Source organism: Dactylosporangium sp. CA-139114, assembly GCF_050955725.1.
In the GTDB taxonomy this organism is placed as follows: Bacteria; Actinomycetota; Actinomycetes; order Mycobacteriales; family Micromonosporaceae; genus Dactylosporangium.
In genome coordinates, this window is sequence record NZ_CP192080.1 from 1,532,863 (window position 1) to 1,550,967 (window position 18,105).

Below are 18,105 nucleotides of genomic sequence, written 5' to 3' on the forward strand. Positions count from 1 at the left end.
ACACGGCCACCGGGCGCCTGGCAGTGGCATGATTCGCAGCAGAACCGTGAGGGGAGGGTGAGATGGTGCGCCGGAGGCTCGGCTTCTGGCGGCGTTTCGCCGTCATGACCGTCAAGCCCGCGATCCAGGTGCTGACCCGCCGCACCTGGCGGGGGATGGAGCACATCCCGGGCGACGGCGGGGTGATCATCGTCGTGAACCACATCTCCCACGCGGACCCGCTGGCCGTCGCGCACTACATCTTCGACGCCGGGCGGTGGCCGTCGTTCCTGGCCAAGTCCAGCCTGTTCGAGGTGCCGGTGCTGGGCTACCTGCTCAAGGCCGTCCACCAGATCCCGGTGCGCCGCGGCACCACCGACGCCGTGAAGGCGCTCGAGGCCGCGCGGGCGGGCGTCCGCGCGGGCGAGGCCGTGGTCATCTACCCCGAGGGCACCACGACGCGGGAGCCGGACCTGTGGCCCATGCGCGGCAAGACCGGCGCGGCGCGGCTGTGGCTGGACACCGGCGCCCCGATGATCCCGATCGTCATGTGGGGCCCGGAGCAGATCTACGACCCCCGGACGAAGAAGCTCAAGCTGTTCCCGCGCGCGAAGGTCACCGTCGTCACCGGCCCGCCGATCGACCTGTCGGCCTGGTCGGGCGCGCCGCCGACGGCCCAGACGCTGAACCAGATCACCGACCACATCATGCTGCACCTGCGCGACATGCTGGTGGAGATCCGCGGCGGCACCCCGCCGCCGCTGTGGACCCCGAAGCGCTCCGCCCCGGGCGCTGACGAGCGGCGATCCGCCCAGCTCCCGGAAGAGCCGCGGCCCGCCCAGCGCCCCGAAGAGCAGACGGCATGAGCATCCAGCGCGCGGCCGTCCTCGGGGCGGGTTCCTGGGGCACGGCGTTCGCCAAGGTGCTCGCCGACGCCGGCACGCCCTCCGTCACCGTCTGGGCGCGCCGGCCCGAGCTCGTCGCCGCCATCCGCGACGAGCACCACAACCCCGACTACCTGCCCGGGACGTGGCTCCCGGGCGCGGTCACGGCCACCTCCGACGCGTTCGAGGCGGTCGACGGGGCGGATCTGGTCGTGCTGGCGGTACCGTCGCAGACTCTGCGCGTCAATCTCTCCGCGTGGCGCGGCACCATTCGCGCGGACGCGACGCTGGTGAGCCTCATGAAGGGTATCGAGCTCGACACCCTCAAGCGCATGAGCGAGGTGATCGTCGAGGTCGCCGACGTGGAGCCGGAGCGGGTCGCCGTCGTCACCGGGCCGAACCTGGCCCCGGAGATCGCCGCCGAGCAGATCGCGGGCACCGTGGTGGCCTGCCGGGACATCCGCCGCGCGGAGCTCGTCCAGCGGGCGATCAGCACGCGCTACCTGCGGCCGTACACCAACGACGACGTCGTCGGCTGCGAGCTCGGCGGCGCCGTGAAGAACGCGATCGCGCTGGCCTACGGGATGGCCTCCGCGCTCGGGTTCGGCGACAACACCAAGGCGACCCTGATCACGCGCGGCCTGGCCGAGACCGCCCGCCTGGGCGCGGCGCTCGGCGCCAACCCGATGACGTTCGCGGGCCTCGCCGGCCTGGGCGACCTCATCGCGACGTGCTCGTCGCCCCTGTCGCGCAACCGGACGTTCGGCGAGCGCCTCGGCCGCGGCGAGACCCTGGAGCAGGCGCAGGCCGCGACCCGCCAGACCGCCGAGGGCGTCAAGAGCTGCAAGTCGATCCGCGACCTCGCGCACAGCGTCGGCGTGGAGATGCCCATCACCGAGCAGGTCGAGCAGGTCTGCCACGAGGGCGTCGACCCGCTCAAGGCCCTGGCGGCGCTGATGGCCCGCGAGACGAAGCCGGAGCGCCCGGGCGTCCCGTCGACCGGTCAGTGACGCGGCTCGCCCGCACCCGAGCACCTGCCCGCCCCGGTCGGCGGCGCCTCCGCGGGGCGAGGGCGACGATGCCCCCGCACGGCGACGGCGCCTCCGCGCGGCGAGGGCAGCGAGGGCGGCAACGCCTCCGCGCGGAGGCGGGTGGCGGCGCGCGTGCGGAGCGAGCGTGGGGGAGTGAGACGCCTGATGAAGGGGGACAGCAGCGTGGACGCTAGCGAGAGCGGTACGCCCGGGCGCGGGGACGGGACGCGGGTCGTGCACGCCGGGGTGCCGGCGGCCGTCGTGGGGGAGCCGTTCCTGCCGTCGCCGGTGTTCGTGGCGCCGTATCACCTCGATCCGGTCGCGGGCCCCAAGCCGGGCGTGGACGGATACGGGCGGTCGGACAACCGGACGTACCGAAACCTGGAGAAGGCGATCGGGGACCTCGAGGGCGGCGAGTGCGTCGTCTTCGCCTCCGGCATGGCGGCCGTCACCGCGGTCCTGCTGGCCACGCTGCGCGCGGGTGAGACCGTCGTGCTGCCCTCCGACGGCTACTTCCTGACCCGCGCCTTCGCCGGCGAGCACCTGCCCGGGCGCGGGATCGAGGTGCGGACGATGCCGACGGCGGGACCGTACCCGGCGCTGGACGACGTGCGGCTGCTGCTGCTCGAGACGCCCTCGAACCCGGGGCTCGACGTGTGCGACATCGCCGGGCTCGCCGCGCGGGCGCACGCCGGCGGCGGCCTCGTCGCGGTCGACAACACCACGCCGACGCCCCTCGGGCAGCGGCCGCTCGACCACGGCGCGGACTTCTCGGTCGCCTCGGCCACCAAGGCGCTGACCGGGCACTCCGACATGCTGCTCGGCTACGTCTGCGCCCGCGACCCGCAGCTGGTCGAGTCGATCCGCACGTGGCGCGCGCGGACGGGCGGCATCCCGGGCGCGTTCGAGGCGTGGCTCGCGCACCGCTCGCTCGGGACGCTCGACCTGCGCCTGAGCCGCCAGACGACCAACGCCGCGGCGGTGACGGAGCTGCTGGCCGGGCACCCGGCGGTCGCGTCCGTGCGGTGGCCCGGGCGCCCGGGCGACCCCGCGTTCGAGGCGGCGGCCCGGCAGATGCGCCGCATCCCGGGCGTCGTGACGTTCGTGCTGGCCGACAAGGCGGCCGTCGAGCGCTTCCTGGACGCGTCCGAGCTGGTGTTCGCGGCGACGTCGTTCGGCGGCCTGCACTCCTCGGCGGACCGGCGGGCGCAGTGGGGCGACGACGCGCCCGAGGGGCTCGTGCGCTTCTCGTGCGGGGTCGAGGACACCGAGGACCTGGTCGCCGACGTGCGCCGGGCACTGGACGCCGCGCTGGGCTGACGCCACCGCGCGGCGTGCTCGTGGCAGCGGTGCGGTCAGGCGAGGTGGAGGTTGCTGCGCAGGGCGCCGTCCGGGTACCGGTCGCCGCCGGACTCAGCAGTGCAGGTCGCCGGCCGGCGCGGACGGAACGGTGGCCACGATCGCCGGTGAAAGATTCACCAGCCACGAGCCTTCGGCGCCCTTCGGAACCACCACCTGGAGCGGGACCTGGCGGTCGACGGTGTGCCAGACCGTCCGCCCGGACTGCTCGTCCGCGTACCAACATACGTCCGACAGTCCCAGCAGCTGCGGGTTTGGCGGAACCGCCGGGGCGGCACCGCCGCACGACAGGACGATCGCCGGGTCGCCGAACGCGGCGTTCTGCTCGCTGCCGGCGGTCACCTGGCGACGGTGCAGGCCGCCGAGGTCCTCGGGCAGCCGGGACACCAGCGCGCGGCACACCGCGGCCGGGGAAGAGTCGAGCCGGGGCGCCTCAGCGGAGACCGGTGCGGTGCTGGGGGCCGACGGGAAGCCGCCCAGGACCCAGAACGCGACGAGGCCCGCGATCAGCGCCAGGGGCAGTGCGGCGAAGGTCGCGAGCTTCGCCGGGCTCGGCGCGGGGCGCGCGGGCGCGTCCGGGCTCGTCACGCTCGGCACTACAAGTGCACCACCGAGCAGGTGACCGTGCGCGTGATGCCCGGCACCAGCTGGACCTTCGAGACGATGAGCTGACCCAGTTCGTCGATGTTGCGGGCCTCGGTGAGGACCACGACGTCGTACGGCCCGGTGACCGCGTCGACGCGGACCACCCCGTTGAGCCCCTGAATGGCCGTGGCCACGTCACGGGCCTTGCCGACCTCTGTTTGGATCAGGATGTATGCCTGTACCACGACACGACTCCCTCCCTGCCGTCCGCACGCTGATCAGGCGTCAACCTACCGCAAGAATGGAATCGGCAATCAACCGCCGTGCGTGATCATGCCATGACACGCGGCGTCGGCGACACTATCGAGCATCAGCTTGGAGGACGGGTGACCGTAGCAACCGCCGGAGAGTTCGGGCTCATCTCACGGGTGACGGCCCGGCTCGGGGCGGCGTCGCCCTTGGTGCAGCTCGGACCGGGGGACGACGCGGCGATCGTCGCGACCCCGGACGCGCGCGTCGTCGCGAGCACCGACGTGCTCGTGGACGGGCGCCACTTCCGCCGCGACTGGTCCAGCGCGCGTGATGTAGGGCACCGCGCGGCCGCGGCCAACCTCGCCGACATCGCGGCCATGGGGGCCCGGCCCACGGCCCTCCTGGTGGCCCTGTGCGCCCCGGCGAACCTGCAGATCTCGTGGGCCGAGGAGCTCGCCGACGGCCTGGCCGCGGAGGCGGCGAAGACCGGCGCGACGGTCGTGGGCGGGGACACGTCGTCCAGCCCGACGCTGACCATCGCGGTGACGGCGCTCGGGGACCTGGACGGGCAGGCGCCGGTCCTGCGCTCGGGCGCGCACCCCGGCGACGTGGTGGCCGTCGCGGGGCGGATCGGGCACGCCGCGGCGGGGTACACGATCCTCTCCCGTGGCTTCCGCTCGCCGAAGCTGCTCGTCGACGCGCACCGGCGCCCCGACGTGCCGTACCACCTCGGCCCCGTCGCCGCGCGGATGGGCGCGACGTCCATGATCGACATCTCCGACGGGCTGCTGGCCGATCTCGGCCACATCGCCACGGCCAGCGGCGTCGGCATCGACGTGCGCCGCGACGCGTTCACGGTGCCCGAGGCCATGCACGCCGCCGCGACGGCGCTGGGCGTCGACCCGTACGGCTGGCTGCTCGCCGGCGGCGACGACCACGCGCTGGCGGCCACCTTCCCGCCCGGCGTCGAGCTGGGCGACGAGTGGCTCGTCGTCGGCTCCGTGGTGACGGCCAGCATGTTCACGGCGGGTGAGGGCGTGACCGTGGACGGTCGCCGCTACACGGGCGGGGCCCCGGGCTGGGATCACTTCCGGTAAGGGCCGGTAGGCTCGGCGCTCGTGACCGAGATCGACATCCGGATGACCCGCTACGGCGCGCGGGTCGCGTCCGAGCTGACCACCGCCGCGCTCGCGGACCTGAGCGAGCGGTACGGCGGGGAGGGCGACTCCACCCCCGTCGAGCCCGTCGAGTTCGACCCGCCCGAGGGGGCGTTCCTCGTCGCCTACGTGGACCACGTGCCGGCCGGCTGCGTCGGCTTCCGCACGTTCGCCGAGGACGAGACGACGGCCGAGCTCAAGCGCATGTACGTCGCGCCGCAGTTCCGCGGCCTCGGGATCGCCAAGGCGCTGCTGCGTGCCGTCGAGGACGCCGCGCGGGCGGCGGGCCGCAAGCGGATGTGGCTGGAGACGGGCACCGCGCAGCCGGAGGCGATCGGGCTGTACGAGCGCAGCGGATACGTGCGGATCGAGGACTTCGGCCACTACAAGGGCTACCCCGAGGTCCGCTCGTTCGGCCGGGACCTCTGACCCCGGCCCGGGCACGACGAAAGGCCCCGTGACCGTGTCACGGGGCCTTTCGCGGTGCCTGGGGTCAGCCCCGGACGACCTTGCCGGCCTTGAGGCAGGAGGTGCAGACCTGCACCTTCCGCGTGGTGCCGCCACCGGCCGGGGTGCGCACCGTCTGAATGTTGGGGTTCCAACGGCGGTTGGTCCGCCGGTGCGAGTGGGACACGTTGTGGCCGAAGCCCGGTCCCTTGCCGCAGACGTCGCACACGCTAGCCACGGGGATCTCCTGGGTTGATTGCAGTCTCGGAGCGGAACGGACCCGCGCCGCGGCTCTCGTTCCAGGCGTCACCGGCCGGGTGAACGGCGGGCAACCCGGTAAGGCTACCTGATCCGACCCCTCGACACCCAATCGGCCCAGTCGGCGCCCGCATCGGTGGGGAATGACCGGCTTCACCGTTAGGCTCGGCCGCGTGCCAGACAGTGTGGACGCCGCTGCCGTCCGCCGGTGGTGTGCCGGTGGCCTGGCCGCGCTGCGGCGCCATCAGGCCGAGATCGACGCGCTCAACGTGTACCCCGTCCCGGACGGCGACACCGGCACCAACCTGGTGCTCACGATGTCCTCGGCCGTCGAGGCGGCGGTGGGCGCGACGGCCGCCGAGACCATGCGCGGCGCGGCCCGGGGCGCGCTGCTCGGCGCGCGCGGGAACTCGGGGATCATCATGGCCCAGCTCTTCAAGGGGCTCGCGGCCGGCCTGGAGCGCGCGGGCGCGGCCCCGGTGACCGGCGCCGTGCTGGCCGGAGCGCTCGACGATGCGGCCCGCGGGGCCTACGACGCGGTCGCCGCGCCGGTCGAGGGCACCGTGCTGACCGTCGGGGTCGCCGCCGCGAAGGCCGCCGTCGCCGCCGCGGCGCGCGGGGGCGTGGTCGCCGTGGCCCGGGCGGCCTCGCAGGGCGCGCGGGAGGCGCTCGCGCGGACGCCCGAGCAGCTGCCGGCGCTGGCCCGGGCCGGGGTCGTCGACGCGGGCGGGCGCGGCCTCGTGGTGCTGCTCGACGCGCTGGTGGAGACCCTGACCGGCGACGAGCCGCCCGACGGCCCGGTCATGGCGGCCGTACCGGCCGGTGGCCGCCCGGGCGCGACCGCCGAACGGGAGACCGGGTCGGCCGACTTCGCCTACGAGGTGCAGTACCTGCTCGAGGCGCCCGCGGACACGGTGGAGACGCTGCGCGGCGCCCTCACCGCGCTCGGCGACTCCCTCGTGATCGTCGGCGACGAGCCGACGTGGCACGTCCACGTGCACGTCAACGACGTCGGGGCGGCGATCGAGGCCGGCATCGCCGCGGGGCGCCCGAGCCGGATCACCGTGACCCGCTTCGAGGACCAGATCGCGGCGCGCACGGACGCCGCCGCCCCGGCGGGCGAGGGCGACGGGCACCCCGACCGCGCCGTCGTGGTCGTGTGCAACGGGCGCGAGCTCGCGGAGCTGCTCGCGGCCGAGGGGGCGACGGTGCTCACCGGCAACCCGTCCACGCGTCAGCTCCTCGACGCGATCGTGCGCGCGGGGGCGGAGCGCGTCGTCGTGCTGCCCAACGACGCGAACGTGCTGGCCGTCGCCACGGCCGCCGCGGGCGAGGCGCGCGCCGCCGGCGTCCGCGCGGGCGTGGTGCCCACCCGCTCGCCGGTGCAGGCCCTCGCCGCCATGGCCGTGCGCGACCCGGCGCGGCGCTTCGAGGACGACGTGATCGCCATGGCCGAGGCGGCCGCGCGGTGCCGGTCCGCCGAGGTCACCATCGCCGGGCGGGAGGCGCTGACGGTCGCCGGGCGCTGCCAGCCCGGCGACGTGCTCGCGATCGTCGACGGTGAGGTCAACCTCATCGGCCAGGACCTGCCGCAGACCGCCTGCCGGTTGCTGGACCGGATGCTCGCCGGCGGCGGCGAGCTCGTCACGCTCATCGCCGGCCGCGACGCGCCCGAGGGGCTCGGCGCGGCCCTGCGCGCCCATGTCGAGGGCTCGTGGCCGTTCGTGGAGGTCCAGTGCTACGAAGGGGGCCAGCCGCACTACCCACTCCTGGTGGGCGTCGAGTAGAGGAAAGCTGGAGTTGGCCGACATCGACCTGAGCACACCGCTGTCGAAGGTCCTCGGGGGCAACGGCGCGAAGCTGCTCGCCGAGCACCTCGACCTGCACACGGTGGGCGACCTCGTGTACCACTTCCCGCGCCGGTACGAGGAGCGCGGCGAGCACACCGACATCCGCGCGCTGGAGATCGACACCGACGTCACCGTGTTCGGGCAGGTCAAACGCGTCAACTCCCGGCAGTTCGTGCAGCAGCGCGGCAACACCCGGGGCAAGCGGGGCTCGCTGGTCGAGGCGGTCATCGGCGACGACAGCGGCGGCGAGATCAGCGTCACGTTCTTCAACCAGCCGTGGCGGGAGAACCAGCTGCGCCCCGGCCGGTGGGGCCTCTTCTCCGGCAAGGTCGGCCGGTTCAACCAGAAGCTGCAGCTCAACCAGCCCGACTACGTCCTGCTCGACGCGGGCGAGGGCGAGGAGGCGGTCGAGGAGTTCGCCGGGGCGATCATTCCCGTGTACCCCGCGACCGCGCGCGTGCCCACGTGGCGCATCGCCGCGGCCGTGCGCACCGTGCTCGACGTGCTGCCGCCGACGCCCGACCCGGTGCCGGCCTCGACGCGCGCGACGCGGCGGCTGAGCTCCCTGGACAAGGCGCTGCGCGAGATCCACCGGCCCGAGTCCCAGCAGTCGCTCGCCGTCGCGCGGAGGCGGCTGAAGTGGGACGAGGCGTTCGCGCTCCAGCTGACCCTGATCCAGCGCAAGAAGCGCGCCGAGGACTGGCCGGCGGTGCCGCGCCCGCGCCGCGCCGACGGGCTGCTCGCGGCGTTCGACGCCGGCCTGCCGTACGAGCTGACCCGGGGCCAGCGCGACGTCGGCGACGAGATCGCGGCCGACCTGGAGCGCGCCCACCCGATGCACCGCCTGCTGCAGGGCGAGGTCGGCTCCGGCAAGACGCTGTGCGCCCTGCGCGCCATGCTCCAGGTCGTCGACGCCGGCGGCCAGGCGGCGATGCTGGCCCCGACCGAGGTGCTGGCCGTCCAGCACCATCGCAACGTCACCGACCTGCTCGGCGCGATGGCCCGCGCCGGCGAGCTGGACGCCGCGCCGGAGGCGACCCGGGTCACCCTGCTGACCGGGTCCCTGGGCGCGGCCGCGCGGCGGAAGGTGCTCGAGGACCTGCGCAGCGGCACCGCGGGGATCGTCGTCGGCACCCACGCCCTGCTCTACGAGGGCGTCGACTTCGCCGACCTGGGCCTCGTCGTCGTCGACGAGCAGCACCGCTTCGGCGTCGAGCAGCGCGACGCCCTGCGTACCAAGGCCGACCAGCCGCCGCACGTGCTCGTCATGACCGCGACGCCGATCCCGCGCACGGTCGCGATGACCGTCTTCGGCGACCTGGAGACCTCGGTGCTCAGCCAGCTGCCGCGCGGGCGCTCGCCGATCGCCTCGCACGTGGTGCCCGTCACCGAGAAGCCCGCGTTCCTGGACCGGGGCTGGCGGCGGCTGCGCGAGGAGGTGGCGAAGGGGCACCAGGCCTACATCGTGTGCCCGCGCATCGGCGACGCCGCCAAGTCCGACGGCGAGGACGTGCCGCCCACCAACGACGACGGGCGCCGCCCGCCGGTCGCGGTGCTGGACGTCGCGCCGCAGCTGGAGGAGGGGCCGCTGCACGGCCTGCGCATCGGGGTCCTGCACGGTCGCCTGCCGGCCGAGGAGAAGGACGCGATCATGCGTACCTTCTCCGAGGGCCGCCTCGACGTGCTCGTCGCCACCACGGTCATCGAGGTCGGCGTGGACGTGCCGAACTCGACGATGATGATGATTCTCGACGCCGACCGCTTCGGCGTCTCCCAGCTGCACCAGTTGCGCGGACGCGTCGGCCGGGGCAGCGCGCCGGGCCTGTGCCTGCTCGTCACCGAGTCCGGCGAGGGCACGCCCGCGCGGGCGCGCCTGGACGCGGTCGCCTCGACCACCGACGGGTTCAAGCTGGCCGAGCTCGACCTGGAGCAGCGCCGCGAGGGCGACGTGCTCGGAGCCTCGCAGTCCGGGCACCGCTCGCACCTGCGCCTGCTGTCGCTCCTGCGCGACGCGGACCTGATCGGGGAGGCCCGCGCGGAGGCGGCGGAGCTGATCGCGCAGGACCGGGAGCTGCAGCGGCATCCGGCGCTGGCCGCGACGATCGCGCGGCTGGTGGACGAGGAGCGGGCCGAGTACCTCGAAAAGGGGTGATGCGGATCACATCGAGCACGATGGGGGCCGAGGACGCGGCGCGGAGTGGCGTACGTCACCGCCTACTGTGGATCGTGTGACGCGGATCGTGGCCGGAGCGCTCGGTGGCCGCCGGCTGACCGTGCCGGCCGGGCAGGGCACGCGCCCCACGTCGGACCGGGTGCGCGAGGCGCTGTTCAGCAGCCTCGACAACCTGCTCGACCTCGACGGGGCGCGGTTCGCCGACCTCTACGCGGGCTCGGGCGCGGTCGGGCTCGAGGCGTGCTCGCGCGGGGCCGTGCACGTGCTGCTCGCCGAGGCCGACGCCAAGGCGGCCCGCGTGATCCGGGGCAACATCGCGGCGCTCGGGGTGGCCGGACGCGTACGACTGGTGTCGGACAAGGTCGAGCGCCTGCTCGCGGGCGAACCGGACGAGGCCTACGACGCCGTGTTCATCGACCCGCCCTACGCCGTGACCGACGAGCGCGTCCGCGCGGTGCTCGAGGCGCTGGCCGCGCGCTGGCTCGCCCCGGACGCCGTCGTGGTGGTCGAGCGCTCCAGCCGCGGCGCGCCGATGGCCTGGCCGGACGGGCTGCGCGCGGTCGCGGAGCGGCGCTACGGCGAGACCGCGCTGTGGTACGCCCGACTTGATCAGGACGGCTTGCGCACGGGTTAAGCGATCCTTTGGTACGGTCCCCGCTCATGAGGCTTGGGCTGGTGCAATGAGGCGCGCGGTCTGTCCGGGTTCGTTCGATCCGGTCACGAACGGGCACCTGGACATCGTGGGTCGGGCATCGCAGATGTTCGATGAGGTCGTCGTCGCGGTGCTGATCAATCAGAGCAAGGCGGGACTGTTCACGGTCGACGAGCGGCTGGAGATGCTCGCGACGGTGACCGCGCCGTACGCCAATGTCCGGGTCGATGCCTTCCAGGGGCTGCTGGTCGACTTCTGCCACGCCAACGACATCGGCGCCATCGTCAAGGGCGTGCGCGTGGCCGGGGACTTCGACTACGAACTGCAGATGGCCCAGATGAACTACGGCCTGGGCGGCATCGAGACGCTGTTCATGCCGACCAACCCGAAGTACTCGTTCGTTTCGTCGAGCCTGATCAAAGAGGTCGCCAAGTGGGGCGGCGACGTTTCGCCGCATGTACCCGATCTCGTGGCGAATCGCCTGCGTGAACGATTCGCTTCGGTCCGAAACTAACTGCGAAACCCGAGTGGCGATGGAAGCGGCCCGGGCTTGCGGGCCGCATGATGGTTACGTCGTTCGACATTGGAACAGGAGTGACCGCAGGTGGACCCGCTCGAGAGCATCGACCAGATCATCGCGATGGTCGAGAGTGCACGGTCGGCGCCGATGTCGCGGAGCAACTTCGTGTTCGATCGCGCCGACATGATCAACCTGCTCGACCAGCTGCGCGCCGACCTGCCGGGTGAGCTGCGGCGCGCGAGTGCTCTGCTCGACGAGCGGGACAAGATCGTCGACGCCGGGCGGCGCGAGGCGGAGCGCATCATCGCCGAGGCCGAGGCCGAGCACACGCGCCTGGTGTCGATCAACGAGATCGTCGTCTCGGCCGAGCACGAGGCGTCGCGGATGATCAACGAGGCCCGCGCGGAGACGCAGCGGCTGCGCGACGAGGTCGACGACTACGTCGACACGGCGCTGGCCAACTTCGAGCAGTTCCTCACCCGGTCGCTGGCCTCGATCGAGCGCGGGCGCGACAAGATGCACGCCCTGCGGGAGATCGGCTCGTTCACCCCGCACGGTGAGGAAGACCGGCCGCTGCCCTTCTGACGGGCGCGGTACCGTTGGGGGCGATTCGACGCGAGATCTGCCGCTCGGGTACCCTAGTCCGTCGGCCCTACCTGGCCGGAGTCTGAAGATGCCACATCAACCACAGCACCCGCACCTGGATCCCCGGTCGCCGCTGGTCCTCGAGACGAGAGACCTCCCACGCCGACCGGGAGCTCTGCATGCGGTGCGGCGGAGCGTGCCGGCGCCCGAGGACCTCGGCCTGGAGCTGATCGGCGTGCCCCAGGGCGCCGAGCTCGACCTCCAGCTACGGATGGAGTCGGTGTCAGAAGGCGTGCTCGTCTCCGGCACCGTCACCGGCCCGCTGGTCGGCGAGTGCGGGCGCTGCCTACGCCCGATCAGCGACACGCTGGACGTCCCGATCCAAGAGTTCTATGCCTACGAGCACAGCACGACGGACGAGACGACCGACGAGGACGAGGTCGGACGGCTGCAGGGCGACCTGATCGACCTGGAGCCGGCACTGCGGGACGCGGTGGTGCTCTCCCTGGCCGCCAACCCCGTGTGCCGCGAAGACTGTCCAGGTCTGTGCCCCGAGTGCGGGACACCGATCGACGAACTGCCCGAGGGTCACACCCACGAGCAGCTCGACCCGCGCTGGGCCGCCCTGTCCCAGATCAAGACGTCAGAGGAGTAAGGTCCCGTGGCCGTTCCCAAGCGGAAGATGTCGCGCAGCAACACCCGGTCGCGCCGGAGCCAGTGGAAGGCCGTCGCGGTCTCCACCCAGCCGTGCCCGCAGTGCCGCTCGCCCAAGCTGCCTCACGCGGCGTGCTCGGTCTGCGGCACGTACAACGGCCGCCAGGTCATCGAGGTCTGATTACCGGATCCGGGTGACGCGATCCGACCGATCGCCGCACGGCGGGGAAATCCCGTCCGGCGTCGCGCGGATCGCCGTCGACCTCCTCGGCGGGGACGGGGCTCCCGCCGTCGTGGTTGACGGCGCTCTGCGCGCATGCAGCGCCGATCCAGACCTCCATCTTCTCCTCGCCGGACCACGGGACGTGGCCGACGAGGTCATCGGCGCGCTCCCGGTCACCGACCGCGAGCGCGTCAGTGTCAGCGTCATCGACGCTGCCATCGGCATGGCCGACTCGCCGCTGCGCAACATCCGCCGCTCCACGTCGGTGCGCGCGGCCGCGGAGGCGGTCTACACCGGCCGCGCGGACGCGATGATCTCCGCGGGCTCCAGCGGCGCCGCCGTCGCCGCGTCCGCGCACGTGCTCGGGCGCATGCGCGGCGTGCGCCGCCCCGGGCTCGCCGCGCAGCTGCCCACCCCGCACGGGCCTGTGCTCCTGATCGACGTCGGGGTGACCCTCGACGCGACCATGCTCGAGCTCGTCCAGCACGCCGTCCTCGGCACCGCCTACGCCTCCGTGGGCCTGGGCATCGCGCGCCCGCGCGTCGGGCTGCTGTCCATCGGCAGCGAGCCGGGCAAGGGCGACCGGCTGCGCCGCGCGGTGTCGATCGCGCTGTCGGACATTCCGTTGCCGGCGGGCGGACGCTACGTCGGTCTCGTGGAGGGTTTCGACGTACCGCGCGGAGGCCCCGCCGACGTCGTCGTGACCGACGGCTTCACCGGAAACGTCCTGCTCAAGGGCCTCGAGGGCGCGATGGCCGTGGCTCGGCCGGCGTTCGCAGCAGCGCAACGCTCGGTCGCGGCCGGCGGATCACCCGACGGCGCGGCGCAGAGCGGCCCCGACGGGCACGCGCGGCACGAAGCCGCGGCCGTGCTGCTCGGGGTGGCCGGCGACGTCGTCGTCTGCCACGGCTCGGCCGCCGGTGCGGAGATCGCCGACGGTATCGCCCTCGCCGCACGCCTTCACCGCGACCGCATCACCCCTGCGGTCGCGGCACTCGCCGACGACCTGCTGACCGAACTCTCCTCGGCCGGCGGCCTCACCATCCGTGACGCACTGGGAGAGCGCTCGTGAAGAACCAGAACAGCCTCGAGGCCGCCTTCGGCGTCGACTTCGACCCGGACATGCTCAAGCGGGCGCTGACGCACCGCTCGTACGCGTACGAGAACGGGGGTCTGCCCACCAACGAGCGGCTCGAGTTCCTCGGCGACGCGGTGCTCGGGGTGGTCATCACGACCGCCCTGTTCCAGAACCACCCGAAGCTGGCCGAGGGCCAGCTCGCGAAGCTACGCGCCAGCGTCGTGAACATGCGCGCCCTCGCGGACGTCGCGCGGCGGCTCGGGCCCGGCGGCATCGGGCCGTTCCTGCTGCTCGGCCGCGGCGAGGAGGCGACGGGTGGCCGCGACAAGGCCAGCATCCTCGCCGACACGCTGGAGGCGCTGATCGGCGCCATCTACCTGCAGTACGGCCTCGACACCACCGCCCAGGTGATCCACAAGCTCTTCGACGGGCTGATGGCCGAGGCGGCGATGCGCGGGGCCGGTCTCGACTGGAAGACCAGCCTGCAGGAGCTGACCGCCGGGCGCGGGCTCGGGGTGCCCGAGTACCGCATCGACGAGGAGGGCCCCGACCACGCCAAGCGGTTCACCGCCTGGGTGATCGTCGCGGGGAAGCGTTACGGCGGGGCGCAGGGCGGCAGCAAGAAGGAGGCCGAGCAGCGCGCGGCCGAGGCGGCCTGGCGTGAGCTGTCCGGGGTCCAGCCGGAGTCCGCCGCGTACGCCATCGCCGAGGCGGCCGGCGACACGCACAAGGGCAGCAAGGCCAGGCACACGAACGCGGACATCACCGAGACCGACACCGCCGAGGAACCGCGCCCCGATGACGACGATGACGCCGGTCAATGAGATCACCCAGCGCGTCCGCACCACGCTCATCGCCCTCCCGCTGGGCGTCTATGCGCTGAGCCGCCTGGTGCAGCTGGCACTGTTGTGGTGGATGTCACCCGACGACAAGATCCGCGACCGCCTGCTCGCCTGGGACGGCGGGCACTTCGTCCGCGTCGCCGAGGAGGGCTACCCGACCGGCTACAGCTACGACGGCGAGGGCCACCTGACCGGCAACGGCCTGGCGTTCTTCCCCGGCTACCCGATGACGGTCCGCCTCGTGCACCTCATCACCCGCCTGGACTACGGCACCGCGGCGATCACGGTGTCCTGGCTCGCGGGCGCGGTCGCGGCCGTGCTGCTGTGCGCGCTCGGCACGCGGCTCTACGACGAGCGGACCGGCCTGGCCCTCACCGCGCTGTTCTGCGTGCAGCCGATGTCGATGGCGCTGTCGATGGGCTACTCCGAGGCGCTGTTCACCGCCTTCGTCGTGGGCATGCTGCTGTGCGCGCACCGGGGCGCCTGGCTCCTCGCCGGCGTCCTCGGGCTCGCCGCGGGGCTCACCCGGCCCACGGGCGCGGCCGCGGCGATCGCTCTCGCGGTGGCCGCCGTGATCGCGATCGTCAAGCAGCGCCGCGGGGAGGCCGGGGGAGGGGTCTGGAAGCCGATTCTGGGCGCCGTCATCGCGCTGGCGGGGGTGCCGTCGTACCTGCTGTGGGTCGGGCTGCGGGTGGGGGACCTGCGCGCGTGGTTCGACATCCAGACCGCGGGCTGGGGCACGACGTTCGACTACGGCGACTCGACGCTGACGTTCCTGCGCGACGCGTTCAAGGCCGGCGACGGCTGGATCCAGGTCAGCATCGCGTGGATGCTCGTCGGCGTCGTGATCCTGGCCGTCGTCGCGCTGGTCCGGCGGGTGTGGCCGCCGCTGGCCGTGTACGGCCTCATCGTGCTCGTCCTGGTGCTCGGCCAGGCCGGGTACTACCACTCCAAGCCGCGCCTGCTCGTCCCCGCGCTGCTGATCCTGGTGCCGCCGGCGGTGGCGCTCGGACGCGCGCGGCCGCGCACCGCGGCGCTAGTGTTGGCCGCCTGCGGCGCGTTCGGGCTGTGGTACGGCTCGTACCTGATCACCGTCTGGCACTACGCGATCTAGAGGGATTCCATGCCTGAGCTGCCCGAGGTCGAGACCGTCCGGCGCGGCCTCGACAAGTGGGTGTCCGGCCGGCGCATCGCCACGGTCGAGGTGCTGCACCCGCGCGCGATCCGCCGCCACGTCCCCGGGCCCGAGCACTTCGCGGGCATCCTCGCGGGCCGGCGCGTGGGCTCGGTGATGCGCCGGGGCAAGTACCTCTGGCTGCCCCTCGACGACGAGGACGCCCTCGTCGGCCACCTCGGCATGTCCGGCCAGCTGCTCATGCAGCCCGCCGAGGCCGCGGCCGAGATCCACCTGCGGGTGCGGCTCACCTTCGACGACGACGGGCCCGAGCTGCGCTTCGTCGACCAGCGCACGTTCGGCGGCCTGAGCGTCTCGCTCGGGGGCGCCGTGCTGCCGGGCGAGCTCGCGCACATCGCGCTCGACCCGGTCGACCCGCTGTTCGCCGACGACGTGTTCGTGGAGCGGCTGCGCAAGCGGCGCACCGAGGTCAAGCGGGCGCTGCTCGACCAGACGCTGATCTCGGGCGTGGGCAACATCTACGCGGACGAGGCGCTGTGGCGGGCCCGGCTGCACGGGGCGCGCGACACGTCGCAGCTGTCCCGGCCCGTCGTACGCCGCCTGCTCGCCCACGTCCGCGACGTGCTCAACGAGGCGATCGGGCAGGGCGGGACGAGCTTCGACGCGCTGTACGTGAACGTCAACGGCGAGAGCGGCTACTTCGAGCGCTCCCTGAACGCCTACGGCCGCGAGGGCCTGCCCTGCAACCGGTGCGGCAGCCCGATCCGGCGGGAGGCGTTCATGAACCGGTCCTCGTACTCCTGCCCGCGCTGCCAGCCGCGGCCCCGTCTCGCACCACGCTGAGCGCGCGGTAGGGGCGCGGGCGCCGGGGCGCCGGGGTGGGCCGGTCGCGCTCGGCGCCGAGCTCCGCCAGGCCGGGCACGAGGCCGCACCAGGCGGGCAGGTCCGCGTAGGGGTCGGGCGCGCCGAGGTCGGTGACGAGCCCGAAGCCGGCCCCGCGGCTCACCTGCATCCGCGCGGCCTCGTCGAGCTCCCACGGCGGCACGGCGTGCACCAGGTGCCCGTCGCCCGGGCGCGCGCCCTCGCCGGACCAGCGCCGGTACTCCCGCCAGCTGCCGTCGAACACGCACACCGGCAGGCCGAGATCGCGGTACGCCTCATCCGGCGGCTCACCCGGGTTCAGGACCACGTCGGGCAGGTCGGCGCGGGCGGCGGACTGCGCGACGACCGCGACCGGGCCGATCGCGTACGGGCTGACCGGCGTGCGGTCGAGGAACACGCCGCGCACCGGGTACCCGCTCCAGCGGTACACGTCCGCGCGGATCTGCGCGACCGGGCGCGTGCCGTAGTCGACGTCCACGTAGCCGAGCAGCCGGACGCCCGCCGCGGCCAGACGGCTCATGGCCGCGGTCCACAGCGGGTCCCGGCCGCTGCCGGGCCCGCTCGCGACGTCGACGACGACGGTGAACGCCGGACCGTGTCTCGCGACGATCTCCCATGCGTGTGGCCGGGCCAGAGGATGCGCCCGCAGTGGCAGGAGCGTCGGAACCCGGTCCACGACCGGACTAACGATGCTGGGCCCCCTCAAGCACGGCCGGTGTCCACGGTCCAGTAGGCCGTGCGGCCGCGCATGGCGGCCCCGACACCGATCGATGTGATGTCGCAGTCGAGCAGCATGTCCTTCGTGTCGTCGTCGTGCATCCAGCGCTTGACCACGTCGCCGGCGTCGCCGCCCTTGGCGGTCAGCTCGTCGGCGAACCCGCCGCTGAAGCCGGCCGCGCTGATCCGGTCCTGCGGGCTGCTGCCGTCGCTGCCCCGGGCGCCGGTGAAGTCCTGGGCCGCCATGTCCGCCGCGTGCCCCCGGGCGGCGGTGCGCAGCTTGCCGTCGACCCGCAACGCCTCGCACCGGTGCCTGCGCCGCTCGCCGTTGATCTGCTGCACGACGCGGTCCTCGTAGCCGGTGTTGAAGTTCGCGGCCACGAGCGTGGTCTGGGCCGTGGTCGGCGTCGGGTCCTCGGCGGTCGGCGCGGGAGGGGGCGCATTGCTCGTGTCGGCGAGGCTCGGGGGCGCTGCGTCGGGCGGGGGACCGGCCGCGTGCGGGGCGGAGGCGTCGCCGTCGCCGCCGAGCGACGGGACGATCACGGCGCCGAGGCCGAAGACGATGAGGACGGCGGTGACGATGGCGGCGATTCCGGTCGGGCCGAGTCTCGCCGTGAGACCCGTCATCGCACTCTCCCGGCCCGTCGTCCCCAGAATTCCCGGACATGACGCTACTTTGCAGTGGCGCCGCGGGGCAACCGGTGGCACACTGCCACGATCGGCGCGGCGTGATGATCACGCACCCGGGTGAGTGAGAACACCCTGGCCAGCACGTTTGGCGTGCCTCTGCGCTTGACTAAGTCGCGCCCCGGAAGGAACATAGAGGGGTCGCCAGTCGCGCC

General features: G+C 73.5%; 21 protein-coding genes. 16 read left to right on the plus strand and 5 right to left on the minus strand.

The features are described from left to right. Positions 1 to 62 precede the first annotated feature (62 nt). The 3 genes from ACQP2P_RS06850 to ACQP2P_RS06860 all read left to right on the plus strand — a co-directional run bounded on the left by ACQP2P_RS06850 (position 63) and on the right by ACQP2P_RS06860 (position 3,214). Positions 63 to 845 carry a lysophospholipid acyltransferase family protein gene (locus ACQP2P_RS06850; protein WP_433614078.1) on the plus strand — a complete coding sequence of 261 codons (783 nt, stop codon included), beginning with the start codon at positions 63 to 65 and terminating at the stop codon, positions 843 to 845. Further along, entirely contained in the window at positions 842 to 1,873 is a 1,032-nt protein-coding gene (locus ACQP2P_RS06855; protein WP_433614079.1) for an NAD(P)H-dependent glycerol-3-phosphate dehydrogenase, read from the plus strand. Before ACQP2P_RS06850 ends, ACQP2P_RS06855 begins: the two co-directional genes overlap by 4 nt. A gap of 204 nt (positions 1,874 to 2,077) precedes the next feature. After that, positions 2,078 to 3,214: a cystathionine gamma-lyase gene (locus ACQP2P_RS06860; RefSeq protein WP_433614080.1), complete on the plus strand. Its 1,137-nt coding sequence runs from the start codon at positions 2,078 to 2,080 to the stop codon at positions 3,212 to 3,214. Between the two features lie 93 nt (positions 3,215 to 3,307). Here the strand turns inward: ACQP2P_RS06860 and ACQP2P_RS06865 are convergent, their stop codons facing one another. Together ACQP2P_RS06865 and ACQP2P_RS06870 are read right to left on the minus strand one after the other, a co-directional pair. Beyond that, a complete protein-coding gene (locus ACQP2P_RS06865) occupies positions 3,308 to 3,841 on the minus strand; it encodes a DUF3515 domain-containing protein (RefSeq protein WP_433614081.1) in 534 nt (177 codons plus the stop codon). 8 nt (positions 3,842 to 3,849) lie between these two features. Further along, positions 3,850 to 4,083: an Lrp/AsnC family transcriptional regulator gene (locus tag ACQP2P_RS06870; protein WP_433057384.1), complete on the minus strand. Its 234-nt coding sequence runs from the start codon at positions 4,081 to 4,083 to the stop codon at positions 3,850 to 3,852. Between the two features lie 141 nt (positions 4,084 to 4,224). Here ACQP2P_RS06870 and ACQP2P_RS06875 point away from each other — a divergent pair, with 141 nt between their 5' ends. Next, positions 4,225 to 5,187: a thiamine-phosphate kinase gene (locus ACQP2P_RS06875; protein ID WP_433614082.1), complete on the plus strand. Its 963-nt coding sequence runs from the start codon at positions 4,225 to 4,227 to the stop codon at positions 5,185 to 5,187. Between the two features lie 21 nt (positions 5,188 to 5,208). After that, the gene (locus tag ACQP2P_RS06880; protein ID WP_433614083.1) at positions 5,209 to 5,676 is read left to right on the plus strand and encodes a GNAT family N-acetyltransferase; all 468 of its coding nucleotides are present in this window, start codon (positions 5,209 to 5,211) and stop codon (positions 5,674 to 5,676) included. 64 nt (positions 5,677 to 5,740) lie between these two features. Here ACQP2P_RS06880 and rpmB read toward each other — a convergent pair whose 3' ends face one another. Then, positions 5,741 to 5,932, minus strand: a complete 192-nt coding sequence (gene rpmB, locus ACQP2P_RS06885) for a 50S ribosomal protein L28 (protein WP_190249618.1) — start codon at positions 5,930 to 5,932, stop codon at positions 5,741 to 5,743. A 193-nt stretch (positions 5,933 to 6,125) separates the two neighbouring features. On the opposite strand from rpmB, the gene ACQP2P_RS06890 reads away from it, so the two are divergent. From ACQP2P_RS06890 to mutM, 11 genes are all read left to right on the plus strand, one after another. Next, a complete protein-coding gene (locus ACQP2P_RS06890) occupies positions 6,126 to 7,739 on the plus strand; it encodes a DAK2 domain-containing protein (protein WP_433614084.1) in 1,614 nt (537 codons plus the stop codon). Between the two features lie 7 nt (positions 7,740 to 7,746). Further along, positions 7,747 to 9,954, plus strand: coding sequence for an ATP-dependent DNA helicase RecG (gene recG, locus ACQP2P_RS06895; protein ID WP_433619017.1), 2,208 nt, complete (start codon positions 7,747 to 7,749; stop codon positions 9,952 to 9,954). 76 nt (positions 9,955 to 10,030) lie between these two features. Beyond that, complete coding sequence (gene rsmD, locus ACQP2P_RS06900) at positions 10,031 to 10,609, plus strand: 16S rRNA (guanine(966)-N(2))-methyltransferase RsmD (RefSeq protein WP_433614085.1); 579 nt, start codon at positions 10,031 to 10,033, stop codon at positions 10,607 to 10,609. A 46-nt stretch (positions 10,610 to 10,655) separates the two neighbouring features. Beyond that, on the plus strand, positions 10,656 to 11,141 hold the full coding sequence (coaD, locus tag ACQP2P_RS06905; protein ID WP_350621100.1) for a pantetheine-phosphate adenylyltransferase: 486 nt from the start codon (positions 10,656 to 10,658) through the stop codon (positions 11,139 to 11,141). A 90-nt stretch (positions 11,142 to 11,231) separates the two neighbouring features. Beyond that, a complete protein-coding gene (locus ACQP2P_RS06910) occupies positions 11,232 to 11,732 on the plus strand; it encodes a hypothetical protein (RefSeq protein ID WP_433614086.1) in 501 nt (166 codons plus the stop codon). Positions 11,733 to 11,820: 88 nt separating this feature from the next. Then, on the plus strand, positions 11,821 to 12,387 hold the full coding sequence (locus ACQP2P_RS06915; protein WP_433614087.1) for a YceD family protein: 567 nt from the start codon (positions 11,821 to 11,823) through the stop codon (positions 12,385 to 12,387). A gap of 6 nt (positions 12,388 to 12,393) precedes the next feature. Further along, positions 12,394 to 12,567: a 50S ribosomal protein L32 gene (gene rpmF, locus ACQP2P_RS06920; protein ID WP_259861936.1), complete on the plus strand. Its 174-nt coding sequence runs from the start codon at positions 12,394 to 12,396 to the stop codon at positions 12,565 to 12,567. A gap of 13 nt (positions 12,568 to 12,580) precedes the next feature. Continuing rightward, positions 12,581 to 13,681, plus strand: coding sequence for a phosphate acyltransferase PlsX (locus ACQP2P_RS06925; protein WP_433614088.1), 1,101 nt, complete (start codon positions 12,581 to 12,583; stop codon positions 13,679 to 13,681). Positions 13,682 to 13,731: 50 nt separating this feature from the next. Further along, positions 13,732 to 14,511 (plus strand): ribonuclease III, encoded by a 780-nt coding sequence (gene rnc, locus ACQP2P_RS06930; protein ID WP_433619018.1) that lies wholly within the window; start codon positions 13,732 to 13,734, stop codon positions 14,509 to 14,511. Further along, positions 14,495 to 15,643, plus strand: coding sequence for a mannosyltransferase family protein (locus ACQP2P_RS06935; RefSeq protein WP_433614089.1), 1,149 nt, complete (start codon positions 14,495 to 14,497; stop codon positions 15,641 to 15,643). Before rnc ends, ACQP2P_RS06935 begins: the two co-directional genes overlap by 17 nt. A gap of 9 nt (positions 15,644 to 15,652) precedes the next feature. Further along, on the plus strand, positions 15,653 to 16,507 hold the full coding sequence (gene mutM, locus ACQP2P_RS06940) for a bifunctional DNA-formamidopyrimidine glycosylase/DNA-(apurinic or apyrimidinic site) lyase (protein WP_433084264.1): 855 nt from the start codon (positions 15,653 to 15,655) through the stop codon (positions 16,505 to 16,507). Here the strand turns inward: mutM and ACQP2P_RS06945 are convergent. Both ACQP2P_RS06945 and ACQP2P_RS06950 read right to left on the minus strand, forming a co-directional pair. After that, on the minus strand, positions 16,443 to 17,222 hold the full coding sequence (locus tag ACQP2P_RS06945) for a spherulation-specific family 4 protein (RefSeq protein ID WP_433614090.1): 780 nt from the start codon (positions 17,220 to 17,222) through the stop codon (positions 16,443 to 16,445). The two genes, mutM and ACQP2P_RS06945, sit on opposite strands and share 65 nt — an antisense overlap. Before the next feature lie 26 nt (positions 17,223 to 17,248). Further along, positions 17,249 to 17,890, minus strand: a complete 642-nt coding sequence (locus ACQP2P_RS06950; protein ID WP_433614091.1) for a CAP domain-containing protein — start codon at positions 17,888 to 17,890, stop codon at positions 17,249 to 17,251. Positions 17,891 to 18,105: the final 215 nt, after the last annotated feature.

Excerpts from the sequence above, each read along its gene's own strand:
- ACQP2P_RS06850 (WP_433614078.1), top strand. The coding sequence starts at position 63 with ATGGTGCGCCGGAGGCTCGGCTTCTGGCGGCGTTTCGCCGTCATGACC.
- ACQP2P_RS06855 (WP_433614079.1), top strand. The coding sequence starts at position 842 with ATGAGCATCCAGCGCGCGGCCGTCCTCGGGGCGGGTTCCTGGGGCACG.
- coaD (WP_350621100.1), top strand. The coding sequence starts at position 10,656 with ATGAGGCGCGCGGTCTGTCCGGGTTCGTTCGATCCGGTCACGAACGGG.
- ACQP2P_RS06915 (WP_433614087.1), top strand. The coding sequence starts at position 11,821 with ATGCCACATCAACCACAGCACCCGCACCTGGATCCCCGGTCGCCGCTG.
- rnc (WP_433619018.1), top strand. The coding sequence starts at position 13,732 with ATGCTCAAGCGGGCGCTGACGCACCGCTCGTACGCGTACGAGAACGGG.
- ACQP2P_RS06935 (WP_433614089.1), top strand. The coding sequence starts at position 14,495 with ATGACGCCGGTCAATGAGATCACCCAGCGCGTCCGCACCACGCTCATC.
- mutM (WP_433084264.1), top strand. The coding sequence starts at position 15,653 with ATGCCTGAGCTGCCCGAGGTCGAGACCGTCCGGCGCGGCCTCGACAAG.
- ACQP2P_RS06950 (WP_433614091.1), bottom strand. The coding sequence starts at position 17,890 with ATGACGGGTCTCACGGCGAGACTCGGCCCGACCGGAATCGCCGCCATC.